Below are 11492 nucleotides of genomic sequence, written 5' to 3'. Positions count from 1 at the left end.
AGGTTACCCACGTGTTACTCACCCGTCCGCCGCTAACTTCATAAGAGCAAGCTCTTAATCCATTCGCTCGACTTGCATGTATTAGGCACGCCGCCAGCGTTCATCCTGAGCCAGGATCAAACTCTCCAATAAAGTTAGTTTGTCTAGCATCTAAAATAAAAATTGACGTTTCACGTTGTTTGTTTCGTTCAGTTTTCAAAGAACTCGTTTGCCGCTCAATGGCGACTCCCTTATGTTAACACCTTCATTTTTCCATGTCAACTAAGTTTTTTAATTTCTTTTTTTCGCTTTCTGCCGTTTCGCATCAGCGACGGTTATTAATATATCATGCAGTTTATACATGGTCAATACTTTTCATAAAAAAATTTCACATCCCGTTTATTTCTTTTTTTCATCATTTTAACAAACCCCACTTCTTTTAAATCAAAAATTCAAAATTTTATGTTATATTATTCCTATAGGAGCGTGATGGGAATGGGGATTAAATATTCGAACAAAATCAATAAAATTCGAACCTTTGCATTAAGTTTAGTATTTATCGGACTCTTCATTGCATACTTAGGCGTATTTTTTCGCGAAAATATTATTATTATGACCATTTTTATGATGGTTGGCTTTTTAGCAGTTATCGCTAGCACCGTCGTTTACTTTTGGATTGGTATGTTATCTACAAAAACCGTACAAATCATTTGCCCAAGTTGTAACAAACCTACCAAAATGCTCGGCCGAGTAGACGCATGTATGCATTGCAATCAACCCTTAACGCTTGATCGTAATTTAGAAGGAAAAGAGTTTGATGAGAGGTATAATAAAAAGAGCTATAAAGCATAAAATGGAGTTTATATAATAAAGAAAGAGGTCAACGTAACCGTTGACCTCTTTCTTTATTATATATTACGCCTTATGACATTCTGGACATACGCCATAAATCTCTAAACGATGACTATTAATAACAAAGCCGGTTGCTTTCACAGCTTCATCTTCAAGTTTTTCCAAACCTCCATAAGGAAAATCAACAATCTTACCACACTTTTCACAAATTACATGGTAATGCTGACTTGTAACATAATCAAATCTACTTGAAGCGTCTCCATAAGTTAATTCCTTAACAAGCCCAACTTCTTTAAATACACGTAAGTTATTATAAACAGTTGCAACGCTCATATTTGGAAACTTACCTTCTAACGCTTTATAAATTTCATCCGCTGTTGGGTGCGTCATAGATTCCACAAGGTACTCTAAAATAGCATGACGCTGTGGAGTAATGCGTACACCCGTATTTTTCAGCATTTCTAGCGCTTCTTTTAATTCTTCTTTGACCACCGTCATGCACCCCGATTCTATACGGATTATTATTTTATAATTCTTATAAAGAGTGTACTCCTTTTCTTGTCAATCGTCAATATTTCTACTATAACTGTGTAGTTTATTTTTCATCTAACCTTATTCTTATGTATATTTGTCCTTCCTTTATACATTTACATAGAAAAAAGTGCGAAATAATCGCACTTGGAATACTATCATCTGAGGAGGTATGCCCTACCCTTTTAATGTATGAAACATCAGCACAAGTGTATAGACATATGCCTCATAGTAATTACATCATAATAAATTCCCTTCAGTTCTTGCTTATGCAGAACCTTAATCTAAATAAGAAAGGATGTCTTCGATATGCCCTTTCACTTTTACTTTACGCCATTCTTTTACTAGTTCACCATCTTTATTAATAAGAAACGTAGATCTTTCAATTCCCATGTACTCTTTTCCGAAATTCTTTTTCAGCTTCCATACATCATATAGTTCCGCCACTTTATGATCTTCATCTACTAAAAGTAAGAATGGCAAATCATGCTTTTCAATAAATTTCAAATGTCTATTCACTGGATCTGGACTTATACCAAGTATAACCGTATCTTTTTCTTGAAATAATCCGTATGCATCTCGGAAATCACACGCTTCTGTTGTACAGCCTGGTGTCATATCTTTCGGATAAAAATATAGTGCTACATTTTTCCCGTGAAAGTCCGATAGCTTAACCTGCTCTCCGTTACTTCCTTCTAGTGTAAAATCCGGTGCCATTTCTCCTACTGCGACCATCTTTATCACTCCTTGTCTTTTCCTTCTACTATAACAAATGTTATCTCATTTTTCATTGTCTATCACTGTTCGAACTACGAATGCAAACGGCAATGTATATCCAATCAACGCTTCAATAATTGCAATCCAGCGTCCGATTCCAACAGGAGTTACATCACCATATCCAACAGATAATAAAGTAACCGCACTAAAATATAAGCATACTTCTACCAGTTGGAAAGAATGGACAGTTAAACTTTCTCCGTCTTCTCTTAAGACGGCAAATCCACTTTCCTCTAATACAACATAACTTAATCCAAATGCGATAAGCACCGTTGTGTAAATTAGAAATAATGAAGTTAGGTTATACAAGGAAAAGAAACGCTTCGAATCTGAGTATGAGCTCCATAATATTTGAATACTCCTTAACACAGCAATGGCTGAAATTAATAAAATAAGTCCCCATAACATGTCCTCCACCTCATCCTATATGTATGAGGACAAAGAACAATTTATCCCACAGTAGATGAAACTTGTATATCTGTCGTTAGTTTCCCGCACCGCGGTATTTCTTCACTCCAAAATTCCAAAGCGTGATTGCAATTGTAAAACAAATTACACCAACAAACGGTGTCGCAAACGCATAACTGTTCCATTCTGTCTTTCTAAGAAAATACGCCGCTGGATATACACCAACAAATGCAAATGGTAAGACAAACGTTAAAACAAACCGGATCACACGGTTATAAATATTTACAGGATATCGCCCATAATTCCCAATGTTATACATCAATGGCATAATAGAGCTTTTCGCATCTGACCAAAAGCCAATACTTGCAAGCGTCACAAATATCCCGCCATATACAAGGGCACCTCCAGCTACCATGAACAAGAAAAGAAAGAAATCGTACCAATAAAAGGATAATTGAAGCTGCACTGACGCATATCCCATTACAATAATCCCAGTAACTGCACCAATCAAAGACTCCAGTTCCATTCGCTCTAATATAATTTGGAATAAACTATGAATCGGTCTTGTTAAAACACGATCCATTTCTCCCTTAATAATGTATCGATCATTAAAATCCCATATATTAAAGAAAGCGGAAAAGATAGCAAATGGTACTAAGAAAAAGCCATAAATAAAAATAACTTCTTCTCGACTCCATCCCTTTAATGCTTGTGTATGTCCGAAAACAACAAGAATAAAAATTAAGTTAACAGCTTGGAGTAGTAAATCAGATAATAATCCAACGATAAAATCGCCGCGATACTCTAGTTTAGTTTTTATATATTGGCTTGCATATTGCAAAAACAGTTTCATATACAGCATCTCATCATCCCCCTTGTACAATTAGGCGTTTTCTCGCCGTTTTCCACATCAGCACAATTGGAACAATAAGTACGACTGCCCAAATCATTTGAAATAATAAAGCCTGATACAACTTACTTCCTTGTATTCCTTCAGAGAAAATCATACTCGGAATATAACTGATTGCTTGAAATGGCAAAAACACCATTGCTTTTTGTGCCCATAGAGGATAAAAGCTAATGGGTAGTAATAAACCTGAAAATAAATCAATAACCACACGTTTTGCATACATAATTCCACTATTATTAAATAAGAAAAAAGTAAGCATGCCTGTCATTAAATTAATTTGCGTATTAATAATAAAACTGAAAACTAACGACAGAAAAAAATATAACCACGTTTGAAAATTGGTTGTAATTTGCAACGAGAATAAAAGTGTAACAATGATCATACCGGGAATAGAAAAGAATGCAAAACGGAAGATCCCCTCTCCAAGACCTTGCATAACTTTCATTCCTAAGTAGTTATATGGACGAATTAATTCAACAGCTACACGTCCCTCTTGAATTTCCATCGCAATTTCTCTGTCAATATTATTAAAATAAAAAGCGCGAGCCATCCACGCGATGGCAATATAGGTTGTCATTTGAGAAATCGATAAACTTTCGATATTCTCTTTCCCACTGTAAATAGCTTGCCATAAAAAATAATACGCTCCGATGTTAATCGTATAAATTAAAATTCCACTATAGTAATTTGTCCGATAAGCAAGCATCATTAAAAAACGAATACGAATCATTTCAATATACTTACCCATGAATCATACCCTCTTCATAAATATTACGGATAATTTCTTCTGTCGACACTTCATTAATTTTTAAATCTTTAATTTGAAAGGCTTGGACTACTTTGGAAATAAGCATAGAAATTATAACTTCTTCATTGGGTATTTTCGCAATCCATGTATATTCTTCTTTCCCTTGTGACCAAACTACATGATTATCCGGCATTAGCATTAACAGTTGTTGATATGAAACTGGTGCTGTAAATTGAAAATGTATTTCTTTTTCTGCTCCCCACTGCGAACGAAGCTTTTCTAATGATCCATCATACATAATGTTTCCTTCATCCAGCATAATGACGCGTTCACATAACGCTTCAATATCAGTAATATCATGTGTTGTTAATAAAATTGTTGTTTTATAACGTTCATTCATTTCCTTTAAAAACTCACGGATTTTTAATTTTACGAGAACGTCTAGTCCAATCGTTGGTTCATCTAAAAATAAAAGCGGTGGATTATGAATTAACGCTGCTGCTAATTCACAACGCATTCGTTGACCAAGCGACAATTTACGCACCGGTTTATCTAGCAATGGTCCAATATCTAGTGTTTCAATGACATGCTCCATATGTTCCTTATACTGCCTATCAGATACACCATACACTTTTTTTAATAAACGAAATGATTCTTGTACCGCAATATCCCACCAAAGCTGTGAACGCTGACCAAATACAACACCAATTGTTTTCACAAACTCTTCTCGCTGTTTATGTGGATTCATTCCATTTACTGTAATTTGGCCAGACGTCGGTGTTAAAATTCCGGTTAACATTTTAATTGTCGTTGATTTACCCGCACCATTCTCACCAATATAACCAACCATTTCACCTTGATTTACAGTAAACGAAACATCATTCACTGCTGGCACTATTTTATAATTACGATTTAATAAATCGCGAAACGCACCTTTTAAACCAGAGCGGCTTGAATATGCTGTAAATTCTTTACGTAATCCTTGTACTTCAATTACCGATTTCATAATCGGACCCCCTTCCTCGATACCACAACGAATAGTTTACCCAACTGCCCTTCCTATCACAAACAATACGTCTTTTTGAAAAACATGTTAGAATAATACATAGATTTTTGTAAGGAGATGAATTGTAGTGAATTTCACAAAATCAGAAGCATTACATAAGGAAGCGTTAGAACATATCGTTGGTGGTGTTAACAGTCCTTCTCGTTCTTTCAAAGCAGTTGGTGGCGGTTCACCTGTTGCAATGGAACGCGGAAAAGGTGCTTATTTTTGGGATGTAGATGGTAACAAATATATCGATTATTTAGCAGCATACGGTCCAATCATTACAGGACACGCTCATCCTCACATAACAGAAGCAATTAAAACAGCAGCTGAAAATGGTGTTTTATACGGAACACCAACAGCACTAGAAGTAAAATTCGCAAAAATGTTAAAAGAAGCAATGCCTGCTTTAGATAAAGTTCGTTTCGTAAACTCTGGTACGGAATCTGTTATGACAACAATTCGTGTGGCTCGCGCTTATACAGGTCGTACAAAAATTATGAAGTTTGCTGGTTGCTACCACGGTCATTCAGACTTAGTACTTGTAGCAGCTGGTTCAGGTCCTTCTACTCTTGGTACTCCTGATTCAGCCGGTGTGCCCCAAAGTATCGCTCAAGAAGTTATTACCGTTCCATTTAATAACGTAGAGACATTAAAAGAAGCACTCGATAAATGGGGACATGAGGTAGCAGCTATTCTTGTAGAACCAATCGTTGGGAACTTCGGAATTGTCGAACCTAAACCTGGCTTCCTAGAAAAAGTAAATGAGCTTGTTCACGAAGCTGGCGCACTAGTTATTTATGATGAAGTAATCACAGCTTTCCGCTTTATGTACGGCGGTGCTCAAGACTTACTTGGTGTAACACCAGATTTAACAGCACTTGGTAAAATAATTGGCGGAGGCCTTCCAATCGGTGCATATGGTGGTAAAAAAGAAATTATGGAACAAGTTGCACCGCTCGGCCCTGCTTACCAAGCTGGTACAATGGCTGGAAACCCAGCATCTATGGCAGCTGGTATTGCTTGCTTAGAAGTACTGCAACAAAAAGGTGTATACGAAAAATTAAATGAACTTGGAGCAATGCTTGAAAAAGGAATTTTAGAACAAGCTGCAAAACATAGCATCGATATTACCGTAAATCGTCTAAAAGGTGCGTTAACTGTATACTTCACTACAGATACAATTGAAGATTATGACGCTGCTCAAAATACAGATGGAGAAATGTTCGGTAAGTTCTTCAAGCTTATGCTCAACGAAGGAATTAACTTAGCTCCATCTAAGTATGAAGCATGGTTCTTAACAACAGAACATACAAAAGAAGATATCGAATATACAATCGAAGCTGTCGGTAGAGCATTTGCTGCTTTAGCGAACGCATAAGAAAATACATGCTCAAAAGAAAAAAATAGAGGCCACCCTCTATTTTTTTCTTTTTTCTATTTCATAAATCACACATTAATAGTATAATTATTCATAATTATCTGTTTTATATTGAAATTCATATTAATTATTCTGTTGTTTATAAGGCAATATACACCTTGAATAATTAGATTATTCTTAACTTTATAATAGAGGGGGGATTGACGGATGCCTAACAATACAAATAAATGGACACCGTCTTTATTTCGAAATTACGCAAATACAGAACACGATGCGTGTGGAATCGTTTCCGTTATGGAAAAACAAAATGTTCCAACAAAAGAAAACATCGATCTTTGTATACAATCACTGATAAAAATGAATCACCGTGCTGGCTTTATTAATGGAGAAGGCGATGGTATTGGTGTTCATATCGACTTACCGAAAGCCCTTTGGAAAGAAAAATTAAAAAATAGTGGATATAATCCAGCGATTGTGGACCATCCCCACTTTATCGTTGGACATTTTTTTCTAAACAAAAAAGAAAATCCTACTCTTTTAAAGAACAGTATTCGTAATAAATTAAACAATAAAAATTTCATCGTTCTCTTCGAAAGTGATGATGTTATAAATTCTGATGCACTTGGTCCTCTTGGCAAACAAGAAGAACCTTTATTTTGGCAAATTGCTATTCTTTCAGAAACAAAAAATGAAGCCATCGACCAAGTACTATTCTCTTTAACAATTGAAATTGAAGAAAATACAGCAATTCATGTTGCTTCATTAAGCCACGACCATGTTGTATACAAAGTTCTTGGCGCTGGCGATACACTTGTTGCCTACTATGATGATTTACAACATTCACTTATTGCATCAACAATGACACTTGGACATAATCGCTATTCTACAAATACATTATCTAATTTTTTTCGCGTGCAACCATTTAGTATCCTTGGACATAATGGTGAAATTAATACAATTTCCAAGTTACGTGATCAAGCCGAAATGATCGATGTACCACTTACTGCTGGAGGCAGTGATTCTCAAGATTTAAACCGCACCTTAGAAACACTTCTCGTTCACTACAACTACAGTCTATTTGAAGCAATGGATGTATTATTTCCACCAATTATTAATGAGATTAAATTATACGAGCCACATATGCAAGATTTATATACGTATATTCGTGAAGCATGGGGACATTTCGCCCAAGGGCCGGCCGGCATTATTTCACGTTATAAAGATGAAGCTGTTTTTAGTGTAGATTCACTTGGTTTGCGACCAGTTTGGAAAGTAGAAACAGAAAGTTCCTATATCTTTTCTTCTGAACCAGGTGTCGTATCACCATCTGAATATGTAGCAGAACCAAAGTCACTTGCTCCCGGAGAAAAAGTAGGTTTGAAGTGGAATAAACAAGGTGCCCTCGTTCTCTACGAATATGAAACATACCAAGAAGAAGTATATAAACGCATGAAACAACGTATTAATTTTTCAGATTATCATTTCAACTTATCTATTCCAGCTATGGAAAAGGTCGAAGGGCTATCTAACCTCTCTCAAGTTGAAACAGAACAATATGTAGCTTTCGGCTGGGATCGCGAGCATATCCAACTTCTTGAACAAATGGCAACAAAAGGTGTTGAACCAATTCGTTCACTCGGCCATGACGCCCCTCTCGCTGCACTTGATACAGACAGACGAAACATTGCCGATTTTATAAAAGAAAGTGTTGCTGTTGTTACAAACCCAGCAATCGATCGCGACCGAGAAATTGAACACTTCTCTACACGCACAGTACTAGGAGAACGTCCTAGCTTGTTTAGTGGTGAGCAGCAAACTTTTGTTACCGAACTTTTGTCACCGATTATACTAGAAGGTCATTTAGCACAATCAATTTCAGAAGATTCAGAAACCATTTCATATGAACAACTTGTAAATCTATTTGCAATTCATAGTACAGTTTACAAGTTATCTGTTTCCTTTCCAGCATCAGAAACTTTACAAGATGCATTAAATCGAATTAGTGCCGAAGCTACAGCAGCTATTAAAAAAGGTGCTTCTCTCTTATTACTTGATGATGCAAAAGCTCATCAAAATGAACACTTATGGATCGATCCACATTTGATTACAGCTAAAGTACATCAAGAACTAACTGAGCACAAATTACGCCGAAAATGCTCCATTGTTATAAGATCCGGCGCTCTCCGTTCTTTACACGATATTGTTACACTGTACGGACTAGGTGCAGATGTTATTAATCCATATTTAATGTTCGCAACCGTAAATGATGGGACAACGATACCAATTTCTAATTTATATAAAGCGCTAAACAAAGGTCTTGAAAAAGTCATTTCAACTATCGGTATCCATGAACTGCGTGGTTACGGCCGTCTCTTCTCTTCAATTGGTTTACACGAAGAAATTGCAAACATACTACAAATTACAAACTTTTTAGGATCACGCACTGTAGCATTTTCACTTGAATCTTTAGCAGAAGACGCTAAAGTCCGGGCACTTGATTATAACAACCCAAAAGTTAGAATGCGAAAAACGTTTCATATATTCCCTCGTATTTGGAAAGCAATTGGTGATGTGGCAAAAGGGAATGCTTACGATAATTATCGGGAGAAATTAGCTGAGGTAGAAGATAAGAATCCGATTGCAATTCGTCACCTTGTCCAAATGAAAGAAGCAGAGCAACCAGTGCCGACTGAGCATGTTTCAATTGGCGTAAAAAATCATGACTTGCCGTTTATTATTAGTTCGATGTCATTTGGATCCCAAAATGAAATTGCATTCCGCGCTTATGCAGAGGCGGCAGACCGTCTCAATATGATTAGTTTAAACGGTGAAGGCGGAGAAATTAAAGATATGATTGGTAAATACCCACATACACGCGGCCAACAAATTGCATCAGGACGTTTTGGGGTGAATGCCGAACTGTTAAATTCATCAAATTTAATTGAAATCAAAATTGGTCAAGGAGCAAAACCTGGTGAAGGGGGACATTTGCCTGGATCAAAGGTAACTTCTAAAATTGCAGAAGCTCGTAATGCAACAATTGGTTCGGACTTGATTTCTCCTTCCAATAACCATGATATTTACTCGATTGAAGACTTAGCACAAATTATTACTGAAATTAAAACAGCCAATCAACTTGCAAGAGTCGCGGTCAAAGTTCCAGTTGTCCCTAATATCGGAACGATCGCTGTAGGAATTGCAAAAGCTGGTGCTGATTTTATTAATATTAGCGGCTTTGATGGTGGAACAGGTGCCGCTCGTATTCATGCACTGCAACATGTAGGCCTTCCAGTTGAAATCGGAGTAAAAGCTGCACACAACGCTCTATTAGAAGCAAATATGAGACACGACGTAGAGATTTGGGCAGATGGTGGTATCCGCAGTGTAAATGATGCACTTAAAATTATGCTTCTTGGTGCAAACCGTATTGGATTCGGTACTTTATCCATGATTGCAATCGGTTGTACAACGTGCCGGGGCTGTCACTTAGATACGTGTCATGTTGGTATTGCAACACAAATCGAATCCGAAGCGCAGGCAAAAGAACATGGACTACGTCGCTTCGTTCCGCGGCAATTTGAAAATGCTGTAGAAGGTTTATTGCACCTATTTACTACTTTCGGAACAGAACTTAAACGTTTAACCGGTGGACTCGGTTATACGAACTTACAAGAAATTGTTGGTCGCTCTGATTTGCTAGAACAAACGCGAGGCACAGAACTATTAGATTTACAAAATTTATTACAAACATTAGACAGTACATCCTACATGATAACAGGAGCAGCCCAGCAACAACATTATGCAACAACTGATTCTTTCCAATCAAAAGAGCTAGTTGGTGTTGGTGTGGATCAACGCGTAATGGGTGGTCTTGAATCATGCTACCGAGTCCGCAGTAAATTATATGACAACAATACGCTGGAACCAATTACACTAAAATACACAAATGGTTCCGTTCCTGGAAACGGATTAGGTGCCTACAATAGCGAAAACTTATTTATTCACGTCAATGGTGGTGCACAAGATGGTATCGGAAAAACCTCATTTGGCGGTGGCATTTATATCACAAAAGCAAGAGGAAAAGATGGAACATACTATAACGGTTCTGTCGGAAAAGGATTCGGGTATGGTGCACAAAAAGGAACTTTATATGTGCAAGGTAACGCTGATGCACGTGCTGGCATCCGCTTATCTGGAGCAGATATGATCATCGGGGGAAGAATCACAAAACCACTTCGAGAAAAAGAACACGGGAATCTCGGTGTTCATGCAAATATTAAAGGCTTTGCTTTTGAATATATGACAAACGGTCGCGCACTCGTTCTTGGTGATCCTGGCCCATGGATTTGTGCAGGTATGACTGGTGGTGTCGTTTATTTACGCCATCAACCTAAACTTGGTTTAACAGAAGCTGCTTTGCGAAGAAGAATTGCAAAAGGAGCGAATGTAACATTACGTGAACTTAGCAAAAACGGGGAATCAGACATCACAGAATTATTATTAGACTACGTTCGTGTATTAAAGGAGCATGAACAATATGAAGAAGCTGCTCTCTTAACACCGTTATTAGAGGACATTCAGTCTCACTTTTATGAAGTCATTCCGAAAAAAGAGCAAGCAGATCCATCTATTTCGACTGAATAATTTCCATTTGCTTAAAATTGACTAAGTGAGCATCACATAGTAATCTATAATAACAATTTGAAAACCTGCTGAAATTCAGCAGGTTTTTTCACTAAAAAAGAATGATAAAGAGAGCCGAGCAGTTCGAGGCACGGAAGCCAGGAGGATACGGAGTGTAGCTTATACTACATGAGTACCGGACTGGCGACGTAACGAAGAAATGCGACAGCTATCT

At 37.1% G+C, this 11492-nt stretch carries 9 protein-coding genes and 1 rRNA gene; 3 read left to right on the top strand and 7 right to left on the bottom strand.

Annotated elements, in window-relative coordinates; all coding sequences use genetic code 11:
• Window positions 1-132, bottom strand: a 16S ribosomal RNA gene (locus C564_RS0130010); the annotation flags it as partial.
• A gap of 342 nt (window positions 133-474) precedes the next feature.
• On the opposite strand from C564_RS0130010, the gene C564_RS0130005 reads away from it, so the two are divergent.
• Window positions 475-831 carry a YgzB family protein gene (locus tag C564_RS0130005; protein ID WP_016113001.1) on the top strand — a complete coding sequence of 119 codons (357 nt, stop codon included), beginning with the start codon at window positions 475-477 and terminating at the stop codon, window positions 829-831.
• 63 nt (window positions 832-894) lie between these two features.
• On the opposite strand, the gene perR is transcribed toward C564_RS0130005, so the two are convergent.
• From perR to C564_RS0129975, 6 genes are all read right to left on the bottom strand, one after another.
• Window positions 895-1323 (bottom strand): peroxide-responsive transcriptional repressor PerR, encoded by a 429-nt coding sequence (gene perR, locus C564_RS0130000; protein WP_018768004.1) that lies wholly within the window; start codon window positions 1321-1323, stop codon window positions 895-897.
• A 318-nt stretch (window positions 1324-1641) separates the two neighbouring features.
• Window positions 1642-2097, bottom strand: coding sequence for a thioredoxin-dependent thiol peroxidase (gene bcp / locus C564_RS0129995; RefSeq protein ID WP_003194937.1), 456 nt, complete (start codon window positions 2095-2097; stop codon window positions 1642-1644).
• 45 nt (window positions 2098-2142) lie between these two features.
• Window positions 2143-2547, bottom strand: coding sequence for a potassium channel family protein (locus C564_RS0129990; protein ID WP_016112998.1), 405 nt, complete (start codon window positions 2545-2547; stop codon window positions 2143-2145).
• 76 nt (window positions 2548-2623) lie between these two features.
• A complete protein-coding gene (locus C564_RS0129985) occupies window positions 2624-3409 on the bottom strand; it encodes an ABC transporter permease (RefSeq protein ID WP_003205800.1) in 786 nt (261 codons plus the stop codon).
• 4 nt (window positions 3410-3413) lie between these two features.
• Window positions 3414-4205 (bottom strand): ABC transporter permease, encoded by a 792-nt coding sequence (locus C564_RS0129980; RefSeq protein ID WP_018768003.1) that lies wholly within the window; start codon window positions 4203-4205, stop codon window positions 3414-3416.
• Window positions 4198-5211 carry an ABC transporter ATP-binding protein gene (locus tag C564_RS0129975; protein ID WP_003194928.1) on the bottom strand — a complete coding sequence of 338 codons (1014 nt, stop codon included), beginning with the start codon at window positions 5209-5211 and terminating at the stop codon, window positions 4198-4200. Before C564_RS0129975 ends, C564_RS0129980 begins: the two co-directional genes overlap by 8 nt.
• 127 nt (window positions 5212-5338) lie before the next feature.
• On the opposite strand from C564_RS0129975, the gene hemL reads away from it, so the two are divergent.
• Complete coding sequence (hemL, locus tag C564_RS0129970; protein WP_018768002.1) at window positions 5339-6634, top strand: glutamate-1-semialdehyde-2,1-aminomutase; 1296 nt, start codon at window positions 5339-5341, stop codon at window positions 6632-6634.
• Between the two features lie 207 nt (window positions 6635-6841).
• Window positions 6842-11278: a glutamate synthase-related protein gene (locus C564_RS0129965; RefSeq protein WP_018768001.1), complete on the top strand. Its 4437-nt coding sequence runs from the start codon at window positions 6842-6844 to the stop codon at window positions 11276-11278.
• The last annotated feature ends 214 nt before the right edge of the window (window positions 11279-11492 follow it).

This window comes from Bacillus sp. 105MF, assembly GCF_000374885.1.
GTDB classification, from domain to species: domain Bacteria; phylum Bacillota; class Bacilli; order Bacillales; family Bacillaceae_G; genus Bacillus_A; species Bacillus_A pseudomycoides.
The sequence above is the reverse complement of the archived record's forward strand: the minus strand, read 5'-3'. Positions and strand labels throughout refer to the sequence as shown.